12 protein-coding genes are annotated in these 20,196 nt (G+C 50.2%); all 12 read right to left on the bottom strand.

Annotated elements, in window-relative coordinates:
• Nucleotides 1–140: 140 nt before the first annotated feature.
• The 12 genes from STSP2_RS05945 to STSP2_RS17300 all read right to left on the bottom strand — a co-directional run bounded on the left by STSP2_RS05945 (nucleotide 141) and on the right by STSP2_RS17300 (nucleotide 20,133).
• Nucleotides 141–914 carry a type II secretion system protein gene (locus STSP2_RS05945; protein ID WP_146660793.1) on the bottom strand — a complete coding sequence of 258 codons (774 nt, stop codon included), beginning with the start codon at nucleotides 912–914 and terminating at the stop codon, nucleotides 141–143.
• 73 nt (nucleotides 915–987) lie between these two features.
• Nucleotides 988–3,222 (bottom strand): alpha-N-acetylglucosaminidase, encoded by a 2,235-nt coding sequence (locus STSP2_RS05940; RefSeq protein ID WP_146660791.1) that lies wholly within the window; start codon nucleotides 3,220–3,222, stop codon nucleotides 988–990.
• A 110-nt stretch (nucleotides 3,223–3,332) separates the two neighbouring features.
• Nucleotides 3,333–4,742: an arylsulfatase gene (locus tag STSP2_RS05935; protein WP_146660789.1), complete on the bottom strand. Its 1,410-nt coding sequence runs from the start codon at nucleotides 4,740–4,742 to the stop codon at nucleotides 3,333–3,335.
• A gap of 41 nt (nucleotides 4,743–4,783) precedes the next feature.
• Nucleotides 4,784–7,339, bottom strand: a complete 2,556-nt coding sequence (locus tag STSP2_RS05930; RefSeq protein ID WP_146660787.1) for a LamG domain-containing protein — start codon at nucleotides 7,337–7,339, stop codon at nucleotides 4,784–4,786.
• Nucleotides 7,340–7,430: 91 nt separating this feature from the next.
• Entirely contained in the window at nucleotides 7,431–9,437 is a 2,007-nt protein-coding gene (locus STSP2_RS05925) for a LamG-like jellyroll fold domain-containing protein (RefSeq protein ID WP_146660785.1), read from the bottom strand.
• Nucleotides 9,438–9,464: 27 nt separating this feature from the next.
• Complete coding sequence (locus STSP2_RS05920; protein ID WP_169853024.1) at nucleotides 9,465–10,232, bottom strand: LamG-like jellyroll fold domain-containing protein; 768 nt, start codon at nucleotides 10,230–10,232, stop codon at nucleotides 9,465–9,467.
• 95 nt (nucleotides 10,233–10,327) lie between these two features.
• Complete coding sequence (locus tag STSP2_RS05915; RefSeq protein ID WP_146660781.1) at nucleotides 10,328–11,986, bottom strand: FecR domain-containing protein; 1,659 nt, start codon at nucleotides 11,984–11,986, stop codon at nucleotides 10,328–10,330.
• On the bottom strand, nucleotides 11,986–12,531 hold the full coding sequence (locus tag STSP2_RS05910) for a sigma-70 family RNA polymerase sigma factor (protein WP_236782746.1): 546 nt from the start codon (nucleotides 12,529–12,531) through the stop codon (nucleotides 11,986–11,988). The genes STSP2_RS05915 and STSP2_RS05910 overlap by 1 nt, the downstream gene beginning before the upstream one ends.
• A gap of 481 nt (nucleotides 12,532–13,012) precedes the next feature.
• Nucleotides 13,013–14,602 carry a DUF1080 domain-containing protein gene (locus tag STSP2_RS05905; RefSeq protein WP_146660777.1) on the bottom strand — a complete coding sequence of 530 codons (1,590 nt, stop codon included), beginning with the start codon at nucleotides 14,600–14,602 and terminating at the stop codon, nucleotides 13,013–13,015.
• Between the two features lie 67 nt (nucleotides 14,603–14,669).
• Nucleotides 14,670–15,977 (bottom strand): Gfo/Idh/MocA family oxidoreductase, encoded by a 1,308-nt coding sequence (locus tag STSP2_RS05900; protein WP_146660775.1) that lies wholly within the window; start codon nucleotides 15,975–15,977, stop codon nucleotides 14,670–14,672.
• 173 nt (nucleotides 15,978–16,150) lie between these two features.
• Nucleotides 16,151–19,318 carry a hypothetical protein gene (locus STSP2_RS05895; RefSeq protein ID WP_205848011.1) on the bottom strand — a complete coding sequence of 1,056 codons (3,168 nt, stop codon included), beginning with the start codon at nucleotides 19,316–19,318 and terminating at the stop codon, nucleotides 16,151–16,153.
• Between the two features lie 59 nt (nucleotides 19,319–19,377).
• Nucleotides 19,378–20,133: a type II secretion system protein gene (locus STSP2_RS17300; protein ID WP_169853023.1), complete on the bottom strand. Its 756-nt coding sequence runs from the start codon at nucleotides 20,131–20,133 to the stop codon at nucleotides 19,378–19,380.
• Nucleotides 20,134–20,196 lie beyond the last annotated feature (63 nt).

Raw genomic sequence — 20,196 nt, 5'->3', positions numbered from 1 at the left:
GTCGTAACTATGGCCGATTTTGCTAAACGCAGCCAGGCTAAGAAAGGGCCGCCGATAGGCAAATCTGAATTTTGAAACGGCTTCTACTGTTCAGTTAAGGATTCTTTCGGGCAAATCCCTTAGCTGACTTGGTTTCATATTTACCTGTTCCACTTCATAAAACTGAGATCCTTCTCTCCCTCGCGTTCAAACTGGCGATTCCATCTCAACTGCCAGAGTTCTTCGGCATCGACTTTCTGAGCGCTACCGTCAGCCATGGTCATGTTGATGCCGTCGCCATGCCTTCTCATAACAAAGCAGGAAATACTGCTCCAATTGCCGGCATCATAAAACTCCTGGTCCGTTGTTGCGGAACGGCGAAGCGGCTGATTGTTGTCCGGCCAGGCATTGTTCCAACGTGCATCCATGAGCACAGGAACCGTATTCGCCCGCGGCATGTTTGCACGGCCCCAGGTTTTAGAGCTGCCCTCCAGCTTTCTGATGTAAGAGTTTTCACCATAGCTTCCCGCTCCGATGTCATCATCCTCCATCCAAATGGCTTCCTGGACATTGACCTTCCAGGCCTCGAGCGTGCTTCCGAAAAAACTTCCCTGCTGCATACCCGTTGGGTTAGATTGTGAGATTTTCTTGGCAGAAGGACAGAAACGCATCTCGTCTATGTCGGAATAGTAGTCCTTAAGGTCATACATGAATGTGGTATTTGTAGTTTCAGTTTTGAATTCCGGGAAGCTGCCATCGTGATCGTTACTGAACAGCTGATAGCATAGCCCCCACTGCTTAACCCGAGACATACCAACTACGCCTCTTGCTTTCTCTTTGACCATCGACAACGCCGGCATCATGATCGCAAGCAGCAGTGCAATAATTGATATTACAACCAGAAGTTCAATAAGTGTGAATGCTTTTCTATTCATTGATTTGCCTTTCTTTATTCTTGTCTCATAACGATCTAGAACGCAATCTCCAGCGATATCAGGGGCAGATTCGTTAAGGGGCCAGTGAGCTGTTAGTTTTATCGCTCGGGGAGCTGAAATTGTAGACAGACTTTATGAATTGCTCGTACCTGCTATGGATTTCGCGTGCAACGGTAACTGTGTCAGTCTGAGGTGTTTCAGGATAAGATTTTGTCTGCTGAGTCCAGCCTTTTTCAAACTCAGCATAATAATTAATCTTGCGGGCAGGATTGCCTTCCAACTGTGAAGCAAGTTCTTTTATGAACATCTGCCAGCGGGGCTTGTAAAAATCCGAAATCAGACCGGACCATTCGCGGTGTGCATACTCATGGAGATTTGAGTTTCTATAGGACCAGGTTGTGATAAGAGTGCGAGCGTTGAATTCGTGCAAGTCTTTCTGTTGAGGTGTTCGGCCCCATGTCCGGGCTTCAGCGATCCAGGGGCCGAGCATAAACTCAGAACGGGTTGAGCAGATGCGGTCCTGATCGTCCAGCAGTTTGAGAAATCTATCGGACCATCGCTTGAATTGCTCTTGATTACCTGCCTCGAAGGCGACTATCATCCGCTTATGTACCGGCTGGGCAAAATTGGCCAGCACCTGGCGAGTTATCGTGGCAAGATCGTACCGGTAAGTGTCAACATCCCCGAGCTGATCGGCGGCAGCAAGCATATCTTCCCACGCAGCGAAGACTTCCTGTGGGTCGAAGTAGATTTTAGAAGTTCCCCAACTGGACACCTTGTTAATCTGTTTTGCAGGACGGGCGCATATGATAGATTCGCTGGTGCCCTGCTGAGATGGCTTGGTCATTGGTTTGCCATAGATAGAGGTGCGGAGAGCCTGCCATGCGCGGGCAGTTTCAGGCAAGTCTTTGCCATAACGGCGGTGGGCATATTTGTTGGTCCAGTCGACCATATCAGGCGTCTGTGACCGCCATCGCATATCCCAGAGCAACTCGTAAATTACCGGGTTTGTTTCGATACCCTCAGGTATTGCCCCGATGGCAACGAGATTCCCGCCGTTTGCCGCGTTCAATGCCTTTACAGGTTCGGTTGCAACGACTTCCATTCGCCCGAACATACCCGTATTGCCGCCAAAGTTATGAATCATGCACCACGACCAGGGTTTGCCCTTCCAACCATTGCGGTGGGCCCACTGCGGCCGGTTATCGCAGTCAAGGTCGAGAATGAGAGTTTTTTCCTTGGGAACATTTGCCATGAGCGCATCACGAGGATTGTTATGCCAACCCTGCAAAACCCAGACAGCATCTGAGGAAACAGTGTGCATGGCATTCATTATATTTGAGCCTGCCTGATTTAGGTCAATTCCCGCAGTGGAGCCGCCTTCGTGGAAGGGGTCACCTGAGAAGTACTTGCATGTGCCGAATAATTCTTTCTGCTCAGAATAGAAGGTGCTGGCCATTTTAGCGAAGAGCGGGTCAGTTGGCGAAATGAAGGCGGGACGCTTAAAACCGCCTGCCCAGCCGCCTTGACTACGGATGTCGGCCGAGGGATATTTTTCCCTCAGCTTATTGGGAACCATACCGTAGAAAGCAGGCATAACCGGTTCGATCTCCAGTTCGCGCATCCGAGCGAGAATTTTTTTCTGCAGAACAACATGCTCATTGATCCAGTCCTGGGGTAGAGGCCCGCCCCACCCCTCTAGATTGCCCATTAGCCACCATGCGAAAAATGACGGGCCGCATATGAATTCCTTGATCTCTTCATCGGTGAAATTGTAGTTTTTAAGTGTCTCCTGCCAGACTGCTTCAACGCCAACCGGTGCAAGGGCCAAATCAATGCCCTGCATAGCCATGTAGTCAAGCTCCTTTTCCCAGCGACTCCAGTCCCAGAAGGACATAGTATAATTTAGCGTGCAGTAGTTCAGATAATAGCCATGCTTGTATGGACTTTCCTTGCGGATCGTCTCATCTGACTGTGGGAGTTTTGCGGGCAGATCCAGCTGTGTACCACACCAGGAAATGTTACAGTTAGCCACATAACGGAGGTACCAGTTATATGCACTGGAGATCGCAACGGCTGAAGATCCCTTAAGGATGATCTTGTCTTTAGAGTGGTCGATGTCGATCTCGAAAACATCACGGCCGTCAACTTCCGGTATCTGCTCGAGTATAAATTGATCTGCATGGTCAGGCGTGTTACGCAAGATTACGCCCTGCGCAGCATCCAGAGGGTCCGCTGAAGCAGGAGCTGTAATTGCAAACATCGGCAACACTAAAGCAAGATTAATTATTTTGATATTGATTTTCATATTTTTTCCTGAATTATTCCCAATCTGCAATTAGGCAGTATTATCCAACTTTTTTAAAACCTCTACGCCGGCAGTGCATACGAACATTGCTTGTGTCTTGTGACGAATGATTATTCTCCATAAAATTTGAAAATGGGAGATCTTTCATGCGCCTCCAACATCAGCTGCTTGAGTTCCGCTGCAATGCCCGGATAAACACTTGCGACATTGGTGGTCTCTCCGGGATCAGTGTCCAGATTATACAAGTTCACAGGCGGATTGGGCTCGTTCTTAAGGTTGAAACGAATTCCTTTCCACTTGCCTTTTCGAACAGCCTGCTTTCCGCCGCCTTCGTGGAACTCCCAATAGAGATACTCATGCTGTTCCTGTGTTTTGCCCAGCAGGGCCGGCAGGAACGATTTTCCGTCAGTGCTCGACGGGGGCTCAACACCCAGCAAGTCCGCACAGGTGGGCATAAAATCCCAGAAGGCGGATATATGATCGCTTTTTGAACCCGGTTTGATCTTGCCCGGCCATCTGACAACCATCGGCTCGCGGATACCACCTTCGTACAGGTCCCGCTTGATACCGCGGAACGGGCCGTTGCTGTCGAAAAACGCCCAGTCGTTGCCGCCCTCGGCATGGGGGCCGTTGTCGCTGGTGAATATCACTAACGTATCTTCGTCGATACCATGCTCTTTGAGCCGGTCGAAGAGCCTTTTTATGTCCCGATCCATTCTGGTGACCATCGCTGCGTAAGCTGCACGGGGCGTTTCCTGAGCGCCGTAATGGCCGCCGGGCCAGGGAGTCTCAGGCCAGCCTAGCTCACGGTACTCTTCCAACGAATCTTCAGGCACGAGCAGCTCTGCGTGCGGAATGGTAAAAGCCAGATACATGAAGAATGGATTGTCCTTGTTGTCATCAACAAAGTTCAGAGCTTCCTGCGTCATCAGGTCATGGCTGTAAGTCTTACCATTGAGCGGCACCTTCTCGGTGTTCCGCCATAGATAATCAGTGTAATAATGGTGTGCCCTCAACTGGCTCAGATAGCCGAAGAAGTGATCGAATCCCTTTTCGTTGGGGTGACCTGTAGTACCCAGATCGCCCAGTCCCCACTTGCCGATGCATGAGGTAGCGTAACCATGCTGCTTGAACATCTCGGCGACTGTGAAATCTTGCGGGCGGAGTGCGACCGTTGCATTGCCGCGAATATAGCAGTGGCCGGTATGCTGACCGGTCATGAGACTGCAGCGTGCAGGCGCACATACAGTGCTGCCGGAATAATGCTGGGTCATACGCATGCCTTCGGCAGCCATGCGATCCAGCGTCGGCGTGTTGATCTTTTCTTGTCCGAAACTGCCCAGATCCGCATAGCCCAGGTCGTCGGCCAGTATATAAATTACGTTTGGCCTTTTTCGGCCTGTACGCATGTTCATGACTTTATTGGAAAGTGCCACTTCACCCGCTTTGCCTGCAGCCGCACCAGCCGCTACAGAACCAGCCGTAAAAGCTGCGGTCTTCAAAAACTCACGTCTATTCATAACAAATCCCTGAAATAATGTGTTAATGTATTCCGTTGCAACTATTCATCTTGCAGTTCAGCAAAATCAGCCAGATCGACCCTGCCGGTAGCATCGATGTCGGCATCGGTATAAATTGGGCTTATCGGCTGAACAACATGGCCCGCAGGTCCGAAGGCAATGTCTACTACCTGTTGCTGTGTCAGGGCCTGCCCATATACCTGCAGATCGTCCACGTATATTCTGTCAGTCTCATCAGCAAAGGGCATGTACCGCAGGACGGATGTTCCTGAATTGGTTCCCTGTATGCCGCTGTCAAAACCCTGCTCGATCGCGATCAGCTTGCCGTCCACATAAAAGCGAGCCTCACCAGCCGAATCCATCACAACCGCATAATGTTTCCAATCGCTCTGGCCCGGCTCGATCGCTGCGACTGCATCTTCCCATACTGCGTGTTTAGCTGAACTGCCGCCGGTGAACTCAAATTCTTCAAGGCCTTCACCGCCCTTCATCCAGCAGCAAATTGTCAACTCGTTCGATATGCCGCTAAAAACCGAAGCAGGCAGCTCGATCTGGTATGTGCCGTCAAGCGATACACATGAGTCATTATCTATCCCCCCGGAGGCGTAAACTACCGCTGCACCTGAAGGCACAACTGCTCCGTCAAAACCGTTGCCGGAACTGTCGGCCAGGCTATTTTCAAAATCATATTCACATACCGCTGCGGGACGTGTTTGCGCAGTAACAACGAAATCGCTCATCATCCAGTCGTCGGCAAATTCTGCGAGATCAGCAATATCGACCACACAGTCGCCGGTAAGGTCCATCGCGGGCCTCAACTCATCAATACATCCCGGCAACGAGAGCATGAACTCATCAATTACGAGCACACCGTTGCCTGCCGAACCGACGGCCGGGATCGTACCAACCGCAATCTCAGTGATGCCTGACGTATCCACCCCCGCATCGCTTATTTTCGCCAGAGGAATGTACCACGTGCTCCATTCCGCGTTGACTGCTGCCCCGGACTTTGTGAAGCGTGCCGTATTCGTTCCATCCGAAAACTCGATGTAAACATCATCGGGACCGTTACCATCAACGCCCCTGAACTCAAATGAAAATGTATCTCGGCCCGTTCCGGCCCAGTCCTGAGCTGTAGTAAAAGTCCGCGATACTTTGCAAGGCTCTGATCCTATCGCATCAAACTCAACGAAAAGCACGTCCGTCAGTTTATCGTAAACTGCGACCGTGCCGCTGCCGTTAGTGTCTCCATCGGCCCAGACCGCGTCCAGTGCGGCCTGATCAGCATAGCCGCGGAAATCATCAATCATAACTGCATCGGGCTCGGGCATTGTAACGGTCCAGACCTGCCCGGTCACCATCAGCTCACCTGCACAATCAATTGTATCGACCCGCCATTGGTACTCGCCGGCAGGTATCAGCACCTCGCCCAGAGAGGCTGCAAGTTGCGAATAGCTGACCGATGCCGTCTCATAATTACCCACGAAGGACATAGCGTTCAGTGTACCAAAATAGACGTCATATGAGCAGACCAGCGAATCGCCCTGCCATGTGAACGGCTGAGCCTCATTATCGGCCTTGCCCCCATCGGCGGGGTCAGGATCACTCGCAACGCCGCCGGTTGTAAACGACCACACCTGTCCCTGGTAAACTTCCTCACCATCAATAACATCAACACGCCAGAAGTAGGTCGTGCCGTATGCGAGGGGCAGATTCGAAAGATCGTAGCTCGTTGCCGAGCCTATGCCGAGCCCGCTGACGACATCGCTGCAGGCGACATCCGTACCTATGTTCAGTTCTAACGAAGCGTTCTCAGCATTGTAAACCTCCCAGCTCAACGTTGCGAGCGGATCGAAATGATCGGTCGCATCGGCAGGAGTTGGATTAACCACCATCGGTACATTGCCCAGGTAAAGCTTTTGAATCTCCGTTGCAGGCAGAGCAGTGTCATAAATTCTGACATCATCTATAAGACCGTCTGTCCATCTGTTGTCCGTGTATCCTGCGAATGCCTGCCGAATACCTGTGCCGATAACCACATCCTCGGTTAGCGTCGTATTTACGGTTCCGGGCTGGTCCGTACCGTACAGTTGCCCATCGAGGTAGAAGGTTGCCGTTGTGCCGTCCCAGGTAAGTGCCACATGATGCCACTGATCGTCAGTTATCGTGGTTCCGCGAGAACTCAATGAATAACCGGCGTTAAGTTCGTTTCTGATCTGGTCGGTTGTGCCGGCCTGAAGCCCGAAGTCGTACCTCACGCGGGTTCCATATCCAGCGTCGCCCCAACCCATAAAAAAGGTACCGTTGGACTGGTTGACCGCGGTTTTGACCCATAGAGAAACCGTCCGCGGATCGGCACCGCCAATACCTTTATAGCCGTCAATCACGGCCATATCACCGGAACCGTCCAGGGCCAGCGCTTCGCCGAATCTGCCCTGCCCGCCTGAGGTTATATAGGCGCCATCACGCAGGGAAGCGTCATAACCGACGGTCGCACTGCCGTCCACATCAAAAGTCAAATGCTGCACAAGGTTCGCGTTTGCAACCCCCATGAAACACCATGCGGCGATTGCCGTACACATCACAATCTTCTTCATGGTTCACCTTTCACAATCAAAAAAGCACCCGTATTCATAAAAAGTGGGAGCTCGGATTAACCGAACTCCCACACTGTTCGGGTAAACTAAACTACTGCGGACATGCTTCCAAAGGCCACAGCCCGCATTCCATCCATCCTGCTGCGAAGGACGCAAAATCGTGGAGGTCAACTACACAGTCAGGTTCGCCGTTTGGACCGGTGATGTCCATGTCAGGATTTGTGAGACATATGGCTTCACCAGTTATGGCGTAGTAATCTTCAGCAACCTCTTCAGCAGTTCGTGCATAATTAAAGACCCTGAGGTCATCTATAGCACCATCAAAGAAGAGCCCGTCACCGCGGTTGGCACCAACAGCAAATCTGCTAAAATCAACTCGTCTTGAACTGTTTTCTCCAACGTATGAGCCATCGGCATATACCTTGGTGCCTGCGGCATCACAAGTCACCGTAAGCATGGTCCATGCGGTCGTGCTCAAAGGAGCAATATTATTAAACGCTACGGAACCATTATAACGATAAACTGTAGAGCCACAGCCGATCTGGAAGTCGTCAGCAGCAGCTTTGCCGTTGTTGAAAACACCGGCATATGATGTCTGCGTCTCAGTATCCGACTTGGCCCAGACTGTCACTGTGTACTCCTGCCAGGTCTCCTGCTGGGGCAGGACATGCTCAACAATGATCGAATCAGCATCGAGCGCCTGTCCATCGATGCCGGCAACATAGTTAGCTACCTGTGTAGTATTAGGATCACGCTGCTGGACAGTTCCGTCATAGCCATTTCCTGTCGCATCAGCCAGCGTCCCATCAAAGGTCCAGTTGCAGACAAGCTTTTTGACTGCAATCGTTGCCGACTCACTTGACACTGTACCGCCATCATTGGTTACCAGGCAATAGTATGTACCCTCATTGCCGGCTGCGGCAGCAAAGCTCAAGGCAGCATCAGTAGCGCCGGGAACTTCAACATCGTTTTCCGTATCACCATCTCCGTCATCTATCATCCACTGATAAGATACTGCAGACGGACTGGTCACTTCCACAGTCAGTGAAACGGGGTCGTCCCCAAATACCAGCACACTCTGAGGCTGCTGATCTATGACAGGAATTGCCGGTAAGGTGGTAAACGTGGAAAACTCACCCGCCGTCGCAACACCATCTATGACAGCGTCAACCTTCCACTCGTACTCGGTTCCGTAATCCAGCGTCACTGGCAGAGTATATGGCGAACTTGCAGGCTCATCGGTGACTATAGCCGCTGCATTTGGATCTGTCGGCCGCACCGTGATTGTCTCCTGGCTCGAACTGCCGCCAAGAACGGACCACTCGAGCACCGGTGTTACGCTGACACGTTCTTCACCGTTAGAAGGATTCTGCAAGGCAACCATAGGATATGCAACATCGCCCGGATTACTGTACATGTACGAGATATCCGTGGCAGTGAGCGCCTCATCGTATATCTGCACCTCGTCGATAAGGCCTTGAGTCCAGCGAGTCATCGTTCCCCATTCAACGGATTCACGAACACCGGTGCCAATCGCAAGATCCTCGGTAGTAGTAGTGTTGACTGATGTGGTGGACGTGCCGTAAGCCTGGCCGTCAACGTAAAACGTGGTAGTTGTGCCATCGAACGTCAAGGCAATGTGATGCCATGCATCGTCAGTTATGGTCGTACCCGTATCACTGGTGATTGCTCCCGCATTGAGCTCATTTCTAAGCTGATCGGAAGTTCCCGACTGAAGACCAAGATCATAACGAACCCGACTTCCAAAACCGGTATCACCCCAGCCGAGGAAAAAAGTACCGTCAGCCTGATTTACACTGGTCTTGACCCACAGAGAAACAGTTCGCGGATTTGCGCCGCCAATACCCTTAAAGCCAGGTGTGGTTGCGAAATCGCCGTCACCGTCAAGCTGTAAGGCCTCGCCGACGATGCCCTGCGTTCCGGTGCTTATTGCTGCATCACCGTTCAAAACAGCGTCGGCTCCCACAATCGCACTGCCGTCTGCATCGAATGTCAGATATTCCACAAGCTTGGCCTGTGATACACCTGCAAGGCAGACAATGACAACCATGCATAGAAAAATGGTCATTCTTTTCATAAAATTCCCTTTCCTGAAAAATTTCAGTTACTTTCTGCGACGTCCAAGTGCCAGTGCGCCAATTCCAAGGATTGCGAGGGTTGCGGGCTCGGGAACAACCGTACCCGGATTCGCATACAATGTGGCGACCTGGTCGCCCGTCAATGCTTCATCATAGATCTGAACATCGTCGATCAAGCCATTCGTCCAGCGAGCATTCTCGTTAAACTCTGTCGCCGGACGAATACCAGTACCTATTACAAGGTCCTCGGTAGTAGTAGTGTTGACTGACGTCGTAGATGTACCGTAAGTCTGGCCGTCAACATAGAACGTTGTGGTGGTACCATCAAAAGTCAAGCTGATGTGGTGCCATGCATCGTCGGTGATGGTCGTACCTGTGTTGCTGGTGATCGCGCCGGCGTTTAGCTCGTTGCGAAGCTGATCGCTTGTACCCTTCTGCAGCCCCAGATCGTAGCGTACACGGCTGCCGAATCCAGTATCACCCCAGCCGAGGAAGAAAGTACCGTCAGCCTGATTGACGGCGGTCTTAACCCAGAGCGAAACCGTACGAGCATCCGCGCCGGCGATACCCTTAAAGCCCGGCGTGGTTGCGAAGTCGCCGTCACCGTCGAGCTGCAGAGCTTCGCCGCTGATGCCCATGCCGCCGGTCGTGACTGCGGCATCGCCTACCAGAACGGCATCAGTGCCGGTCGCCGCCGTGCCGTCAATATCGAATGTGAGATGCTCAACAATACCTGCCTGTGCGCCTGCACATGCAACAATAACCACTGCCATTGAAACAACAAACTTTTTCATCGTTATGCCCTCCAAAAGGAACAAAAATAAAAAAACAATTTCGGGCTCAACGCCCATACAATTAACTTTTCAATATCGGGCCCATATCTGACCGATCATTCCAATTCAATTGCCGGCAAAGCAAAAACACACCAGTCGTTACCTTTGTTTCCGTCTGCATCGCAGGTAATGAGTGTCAGGAACTGATCATCATCCTCTAATGCTACCGAAATATTACCTTTAGCCAGGTCCTCATGCTTGCCTTCGGCCTTGAACTTTTGCTCTCCATCAACAAGAACATAAAAAGCCGCACGGGCTCCTTTTGTCTCATGAGGCAAACCAGCTATACCATAAAGCGAGGTGAATCGACTTAGTTTTTTACCAGGCACTGAACGTCTTATCGCGTCCAGATCAAACGTTATACCTGCATTTGAGTGCATTGAGATCGCCGGTTCACTTTCCGTTCCGTATTTAACGCCTGCGACAATATCACGCCTCTGATAGTAGCCCTCGGTTCCAAGCTCAAAGCCATTCGAAATATTCTGGAAGTAAGTGCCGCCGGTGTCCGGAGCGTTTTCGAAAATATGCTCCTGCTGACTGACCAAGACCGGACCCGTCCCCCCATCCGGCACGAAAACACCATCAACAAGCGAAAGCTCTGGCACCGGACTGTAATCTACGGATGGCTCTCTATTTTTAAATTTGTACTGTCCAGTCAGTCCGCCCGTGCCTGGGTCAATAACTATATCCTGCTGGCCGGTTCCAAATCCGTTGCCGCCACCTACAATGTCCGCAAGATCGATCTTTCTGCCCGGTAAAGCAAATCTCGTCTCCAACGGCAAACTGCGAACAAAAAGGTTCGGCTGGGCCCTCACACTCTTCAGGGACCTGCCGCCTGAAACCGTTTTACCGGCCTGACCTCCTTTAAGGTTCATATATCTCTCAAAATCATGGGGATCAGAGCCTACCCTGAGCGAAACCTCTCCCTTAAACACATGTGCCTCAGCCTCCCCGTCTTCGTAGGCAATGACGCCAAATTCCGTGCCGTAATCTACAACCGTGGCATTACGCGTTCGCACTGTAAAACCTGTCGCCTTTTTCGACACGATCGAACTGAGCCGACCGGTGTGCAAAAAGAGCTGGCTCGGCTCTTCAAGCTCAAAACTCGCTGGAGCCTGCACCAGAACCGAAGCGCCGCACTGCATTTCCAGATTTAGGTACCCCTCTTCGAGATTGACCCATTCCTTCGTCAACTGTTGGCCCAGTCTCAAAGAGTCGCCATTCGTATCATAAGCCCGCCCCGAGTGGTTGTGCACAGTTGCCAGTATTTCGCCATTTTCGTCCGTAGCCGGACCGAAGAAAACGAGGGCCATTAATGCAATCAAAACAGCCGTAGATACGCCGGCAACCCAGATCGCCAGTTTAGATATGGTACGTTCAGTATTTGAAACGCATGTTGCCGGAGGCTGGGGCGCTTTCTTCTGCTCACATGATTGCGTTTCGACGATTGGAGCCGTGCGTTCGTACCTGGCAAGAGCCTCCCACCAGCCGTCAACAGCGGGTTCAAAATCAATCCCGGCGTCATCCTTCAAATGTGAATCGGCCCGAGTATCTTGCTTAAGAACTCCGCAAATATCCATGACTTCAAGATAAGCCTGCCTGGCCTGCGGCTCGCGCAGCATCTTATTGAGCTCGCGACAACCTGCTTCGTTGAGATTATCATCGAGCTTCAGCATCACTAACTCTACGAGACAATATAAGTCTTTCCGTTCCATTACACCTCAACTCCCTCAAGCCTCAACCCGCGCCTGACGCATAACAGCAGTGAAGTATGTATCCGCGCCATAGCCTTATATAATCCATAAAAAGGTCTGCGGGTCTGCTTTGCGACTTCCTTGATGGAGAAATCCTGCTCGTACCTCAGCTTGAGCAATCTGCGATCCTTCTTTGCAAGTTTGTCCAGGCATTCTTGCAGAATTTCAATGCGGTGGTCCAGATCTTCACTATTTCGCAAAGACTGAGAGGAAAGATCCTTGAGTATCTCTACATCAAATCCGGTCCGTTCCTTCTTACTTCTCTGATGTTCAAAAACCTTAAAACGCGCTATCTGCATTGCCCAGGCCCTAAAATTGGTTCCTTCTTCAAAATCAGCATACTTACGCCACATGACCGTAACTGTGTCCTGCATCACGTCATCAGCATCTGACCAACTGCCCACCAATGAAAGAACAAATGAGTAGATCGCACGCCTGTTAGCCATCAGAAGACGTAGAAAGACCTCCGCATTTCTGTTTGAATTAGATGAATTTTCGTTGTACATCTTATCCAATCGCTTCTCCCGATAAACAGCTGCAATCAATGATGACGGGTGTACATGCTGTCAATTCCAAAAGTTGGAGTGTAAATTTGTTAATTTTACGAAAAAAAATATTCTAATTGATACTCTTGTCTCATTTTAATACCCTTCATCACGTTAAGCTGTAGTTCTGGTCCGCCTTTTGCGAAGCAGATCGCAATTTTTGCTCCTCCAGTGATGGCTATTGAATGAGTCGTTCCAAAAAAGAGCAATACCAATAGATAAGAAAGGCTGACTCCGCTTCAACACTATCCTTGCAGCGCAGCATACAATCTAACCGCTTGCAAAAGCTGAACGCTTATCGCTTTTTAGTCTGGCAAAAAGAACTTTCTGACGAAGCTTATCAAGGCAAGTTTGAGCCCAACTTTATACTTCTGTTGGTATCGAAGCAGCTACTATTCTATTTAGCTCTATTTCTCTAGCTGAAGCCAGAACCAGCAATGAATTACAGTTCCTTGATGCGGATATTCTTGAACTCTACGAAGTCACCATGGCCGAGGAATCCGATATGGCCGGACTCGTTCAGCAAACCCGGATGGTCTTTGCCGTCGATCGTGCCGCCCTCTGAGGCTTTCTTGATATTACCGTCGAGGATCGTCTCTCCGTTAAGGACCACCTTGATATTGTGCCCGTCCGCGATAACTTCCTGCCGGTTCCACTCGCCGACCGGGTTCAGATAACCGCGTTTGGCCGGTATGACGCCATAGACTGAGCCGTGATATTGGTAAGGCTTGAGATTGCTGTACTTCTCAGCGGTATTATCCAGTATCTGAAGTTCCATGCCAACATACGCTGCGTCACCTGTCGCAGGCGACCTGATACCCAGCCCATTGTTCGTACCGGGCTGCAGCCTGAAATCGAACCGCATCACAAAGTCGTCATAAGTATCCTCGGTATAAATATTCCTGCCCGTACCCTTACGGCAGAACAGAATACCGTCCTTGACACCATAACTGTCCTTATTGCCGACCCAGCCGGTCATATCCTCACCATTGAACAGCAGTTCGAATCCCTGCTGCTTCTCTTCCTCGGAAAGATCCTTAATTACATGATCTTTTTCTTGTGCCAGGTGCTCAGATTTGACAAAATCCGCTCCGAGACTCGCTCTGATCTGCTTCTCTGTCTTTTCGCGAAGATTGACGTTCTTGATCTTATCGACATTATCAAGTCCGATTGCCGTGGCCATACTGTCTGCCGCCGCGAAACTGAGATGGCTCTCGTCACCGAACATACCCGCTACTTCGTTGCAGATTCTCGCACAAGCGTCATACTTGCCCTGCTCAGCCTGACGACGCGCGAACAGCAAATACAGCGAAGCATTGTCCGCCTTCTTGTACGCATCATCGACATTGACCGCATTCTTCAAAACACCACGCGAAGAAGTCTTGCCGATATTCGCCAGCGCCTGCAGTGCCGCCTTGCGCATCTTCCAGTTATTGCTCGCAGCATAAGGCTGTATCTTGTCCGCCCCCGCCATGCTCTGCATCTCGCCGAGTCCCTGCATCAGGTGAAGCTTGTTCTCCGGATACGCCGTGTCAAAAGCAGCCAGCAGTTTTGCCTCAACAGAATCGCCGCCTATAGTCAGCAACGTCCTCGTCGCAAAATCACACAGAAAACTGTCATTGAGATATCCCGCCACCGTATCGACAACTTCCTCATCGCCTACGAGCTGAAGCTGCTCGATCAAAAACGCCTTGCCCAGCTTGTCCGGCACATCATCGATCATATCAGCCAGCAGCATTGCATAGTCTTCGCGAATGGCATCTTTCTTCTGATCCTGTATAAAATCGGTCATCGCGCTTATGCCGTATTCCGCCTCGGGCCGACCCTTATCGTAAGGCGTCAGCTTGCCCGCAAGATACTCAACCGATTCCGGAGTCATACCAACAAGCTGCACAGCCAGGCTGTCCTTCATCGCAGAGCTGTTCGCAGGCATCTGCTCAGTGATCCTGTCAACTGCAGGATTAGCCGCCTGACCGACCGCGATCGCGCTGAGCACAACCATCATCCCAAATAACATCTTCAGAGTTCTCATATTCTTACCTTCCTTTATATCCAGTCGTAATTCTCAAATTTAAATAAGCCAGTCGCTAAGATGCATCCTATATCACCCACGGAGCACGCATCGGCTGACGCATCATACGGTTCGCCTCGTCATCACCGATGAACATCTGCTTGTCCGGATCGAACTTCAGGTTTCTGCCAAGTCTTACCGCGATCTTCGCCATGTTCACCATCGTACACGAACGGTGCCCGTTGACCTCGTTCAGTGCGAACTTCTTGCGATTTAGAACCGCCTCGGTAAAGTCCGTAACGACCGGCTCAAGGTCAGGCATCTCAGCCACTTTCTGCTTGATATTCGGAATGTCCGACTTGAAATTCTTATACAGCTTACCGCCCGGCCCCTCGATAAAGGCCGCATTCTCATCACGGTTGTCGCCGTCCAGTATGACCTCACAGCCGTCGGCATACTTGTATGTCACCCGCCGCCACGGCAGAACAGCGTCCGTATGCTGCTGCTGTGTCTCGACGATAACTTCCTGCGGACTCGTATTGTCCTTGCCCAGTATGAACTGCACAGGATCCAGGTAGTGCTGGCCCATATCACCCAGTCCGCCGCCGTCGTAATCCCAGTAACCGCGGAACGAACCGTGCGTACGATGCGGATGATAATACTTGCGCGGAGCCGGCCCGAGCCACATATCATAGTTGAGATTGTCCGGCACAGACTGCGGCACCAGACCCGTCTTACCGACCCAGACATCCTGCTTCCAGTTCAGACCGCTCGCCCTGCCGATCGTCACCTTCAAGGGCCAACCCAGCAGACCGCTCTTGACCAGCTTGCGTGTAGGCCGTACTTCTGCGCCGCTGCCGTCATAAGTGTGGTATCCGCCTGCAAAACCGCCCTTGAACCGGAACCACGTATTGATCCTGAATATGCGGTTGTTCCGCTGAACAGCCTCGACGACCTTCTGACCCTCATAGATCGTCCGCGTCATCGGCTTTTCGCACCAGATATCCTTGCCCGCCTCGGCAGCCGCAACACTCATCAAACCGTGCCAGTGAGGCGGAGTCGCAACGTGCACAACGTCAACGTCGGGCCGAGCGAGTACATCCCGGAAATCCTCATAACCCTTCACGCCCTTGTCGACGCCCGCCAGTTTGCCTGCGAGCCGATTCGAGTCGACATCACACAACGCAACCAGCTTGCGCCTCGGATCCTCAGCTATATAACCCAGATGAGCACTGCTGATACCGCCGCAGCCGATAATCGCGTGATTGAGCATCTCACTCGGAGCCACATGACCGTTGCCCCCAAGTACGTGCCGCGGTACGATAGTGAACGCCCCGATCACCCCCGCTGTTGTCTTTAGGAATTGCCTTCTGTTGAAACGATTCCGCTCTGTCATAACAATACTTCCTCTATTTGCTAAGAACATTGTTTTACTTTTTGCACATGTATACCTGCAAAGCACCTCCGCTTTGCTCAATGACTAGCGCATTTCTAGCCCTCGAAAAGCAGCTGTGCTTCACTACCAAAGAATTCGAGATAGCCTTGAATCCGTGATCCCCAAGCGGGCAGTTATTCATCTTCCGAAATCTCGAAATTGTGAATGCCAGCTTCATCCAGGTCTATTGTTCGTACTTCTCCTGTTGAACTGTCCATAAACTGGACTTTATCAGGTTCAGTATTTTGAACCTTTATAACCCACTGATCGTCTTTCTTTGTTGTCTCTAAAATATCTGTGGTATTCGAGAGAGCCTTTACAGCAATATCTTCAAAACAATGTATTACCTCAACATGGTACTGCCGCACGGCAACAGGAAACTTTTTACCGTTGATTGTGACTTTTGCCGTTTTCGTCTTCTGATCACTTTTCCAGTCCGTGTTAAGAAGATATATTGTCCGACGAACCTCGCTGTCCCAGACTGTAAATCCAATACCAGGCGACTTTTCAACCCAGCCTTTTCCTTTTTCATCAGAAATACCTGCCTTGGCCAGTTCATGCATGGTCTGCTCATAGGATTTCCGCAATGAGCTCTCGGCTGGATAAGCTTTTTCGGGGAAATATATTACTTGACCAAGACCAAATTCGCGGGTTGTCTTTTCGCTTATATCGCGATAATTCTCCCCCAGGAGCTCGCGGATGACAGCGTCCTGCTCGGGGAATTTGACTGGAGCATCAGGCTGCAGTTCAACGTTAAGGTGCGCCCCGCTCAGGAGCAAGGTGCCCCCATCAAAAACAAAATCGCGAATTCGCATAAACTCATGTTCATCAAAGGTGTTCCACCCGAGAAAAATCATGGTCTTGTATTCTTTCATCACGTCCAACGGGGCTTCGATGGGAAGTATATCAACCGTCCCATAAGGAGTGGAAGTGAACCATCCATTAGGGCCGCACACATTCAAAGTGTTTTCCGGATAAAAAACTTTAAGAAGATCCCAGCTTTGTGCGGCTTTGTTAAACTTCCATTTTTGGCCTCTTTGGGACCAGAGGCTGTGGCGTCCAAAACATTTCCAGGCATCATTTCGTCCCTGTACGACAGCGATTGGACTATTCAGACTGCCTCTGCGGGTATGCGTTTCGATAAAATCCAGCATCTGGTGCTGAGCGAAAATGTGCGCTTTGCCGGATTTTGAATACCTGTCGTTCATATATTCATCGACCCAAAGCGCCTCTTCCGTGTTCATTTGCGAGGATCCATGCATGTAAGCTACTGCCAGCGACATGTAAAAACGTAAAGCATGCTTGGGGTTAGTAAAATCGCGAGATCCCCACTGCATCGCATGTAAGGTTCCATAATCAGGACGGCTATAGGCTCGCGATGCTCCTCTCAAAGAAGAAAGAATCACTTCCTCTGGTCCGTACATTTGTTCGGCTCCCAGCCATTCGTATCCAGACTGATACAAATATCTGAAAAGCGTCGAAGGACCGGTATGGCGAGTACTTTCGCCCTTTGAATACCGTACATTATTGACGAACTGGAAGGCCCCGTCTGCCATATCCTTGACCCCTTCGGGATCATAGTGAACAAACGTGCTATGATCTGTATAAATGGGCCTGTGCTTTGCAAATATCCCACCATAGGGCCGATTTCGAGCCGCTATATCGGAGGACAGGCCCTTATACCTGAAATGTCGCCAATAATAGTAACCTCCATCGTTTTCATGGGCCTGTTTACCTCGGAACATTGGTGACATTAAAGTCTTCAGTGAGGGATTCAGCCGACTGCTCGCCAAGTTACGCCCTTCCACCTGCCAGGCGAAAGGCATTTTCAAACCTTCCAGCAGACGGACGTAATTCCTTACCCATGAAGGATCCACTATTCGAAAACCGCTCCACTGATATGAAGGGCGGAACTGGTACCAGTTCCCAATTCGATTGGCAAAATACCACTTGAAAAAATGGTCGTAAAGTTCGTAGTCCTTGTCCAGGTAAATTTCATCACCACTTGACAGGTAGATCTCTTCAGAAGGCTTCGCTATAACTTGAGCAACCTCCGCCTTCTCAACTCTCTGACCATCGTGAAACTCAAACTGTATCGGCACCCCTGCCTTTCCTGCACGGAATTCCACCACATGAAGACCCGGCTGCTCAAAGCGGACTTCCTGACTGCCGGGCTTCACATCGCCGTCACTTTTGATACTAAGCTCTATATCGGGCTTATTAGTCTCTATCAGAATACCGAAAGGTCCCTGTTTTCGCACGAACTTCGGAACAGATATTACTTCATAATCCCTAGCGGTTTCCTCTATCAATTCCACCTGCCGCAATTCATATGGAAACGAGGCACGATGCGATTCCTTCAGTAGAGTCAGCTCGAAAGTCGCCTCACCGGTCAGATCACCAGGAAGCGGGATAAAGAAGTCGGCAACATTTGATCCTCGGTCAAAGCGGCGATCTTCGAATACGGTCTTTCCGTCAGATTCCAGTTTCCACATGGGCCAGCTGCGCGTAGCAAGATTGACCCCAACCCAGTAATTGGTTTTGTCCTTTCTGTCAGCAAGTTTAGTAAAGGGAATTGAGCACACTCTTTCCCCATCTTGCTCAAGTACTGGCGATTCAACCCAGCACTCGCCGCTGAAATCAGTCCCGCCCACTATAAGCAGGGCGCAGGAAAGATTTTCAGGCAATTCAAATGTTTTCTTCACCTGCTGATAATCAGAAGATCCCTCAGGCACAGGTATGTGCAGAATCCTGTCCGGTTCATCGTAGATGTCATTCGGGGCGCGCCCTGGCTTTTTATTGAACAGCTCGATCGTTATGCCGAAATCGCCTTCAGGGCTTTTCTGCAGATCATTCTTTTTTATGACAGGCAAAGTGACAGTCAGCTTGCCGCGCTTAAGTGTTCCGTTGGTAATTCTGTAATAGGCTTGGCGTTCGAATTTGTCGTTATCGCCCTGAAAGTAAAGTGAATACGACTCATTTTTAGTAACTTCGGAGTTCAGACAGTCGTCAATAAGGACCTCTGCACCACGAAATTTGCCTTCGCCGCGTCCATGAAAAGGAGGCGGCATTTTAACCCCGCCCACAACCCGAAGAAACCGGCGAACGGCAGTGTCGGAGTTGGACTTTGGAACAGAAAAAGAGATTGAATCATTGGGCTTTAGAGTGGTAGATTGTTTTCCAGTATTCGGCTTGTATATAATGTCGCGAGTCTCCTGCCATGTAGAAGCGGCACACAAAACCTGATTTACACAGCAAATTACTAGAAGTGAAAAAATAATCTTTACACTACAAATTTTCATGATACGCATCCTTGCTTCTATATTTAACATAATGAGGGGGTTGACAGTTCCCCTGCAATCTAGTTCAAAACATCTTCAAGGCGTTTGGTTTCGCCACTGGGATAAATAAAAGGGTCATTTAGGAATGGGCCTATGACCCCGCGTTTTATGTCACTGGCAATCTCTGTTTCCCGCTTACGCGATACAGAGCCATCAGCCATAAGCACATTTGCTCCGGCAGAGTGCAGCATAAAGAATGAATGATAATAATCGAAAAGGTAATACTGATATTTTTCGCTTGCTATCATCTGCCCCCCCTCTATTTCATGGCTACAGTCAGTAAGAAGATAATGATTTGAAGGCCGCTTTATCTGATTTAAGCGGATGGGAGTGTCTGTAGCTTGGTCAAAAACCGGAACACGTAATCCAAAAGTCCTCAAGCCACTCCATTCGAAGTGACCTGCATTCCAAAAATCTTCTGGAGTAAGATCTGGATCCCACTTCTTTGTACATTCTGGAGGGACCTTTGTAGAAGGACAATACAATTGCTCTGTCATATCCATGTAGTTAAATTCGTAGAACATTCGATCTCCCCAAGTTGTCCACCCGCTCCCCTGTGAAACTCTTTCCCACATAACAGGCTCGGGTATTTCTTGCTCATTATCCGTGGCATACGTGAACAAAATTAGACCTGTCTGCTTTTGATTGCTGGCGCAAAGTACGGTCCGGGCTTTTTCCTTAACCATACCCAAAGCAGGCAGCATGATAGCCATGAGCAGTGCTATAATTGCTATCACTACAAGCAGTTCGATTAACGTAAATCCTTTTTTTCTCATTTCAATCCCCTTTGTTTTTTTTATAGACCGGCTTTCGCCAGTCCCCGCCTCTGTTGCTTGAAG

The sequence above is a fragment of the Anaerohalosphaera lusitana genome (assembly GCF_002007645.1).
Taxonomy (GTDB): Bacteria; Planctomycetota; Phycisphaerae; order Sedimentisphaerales; family Anaerohalosphaeraceae; genus Anaerohalosphaera; species Anaerohalosphaera lusitana.
Note: the sequence above shows the minus strand (reverse complement) of the source record. Positions and strands in the feature narration are given on the sequence as shown.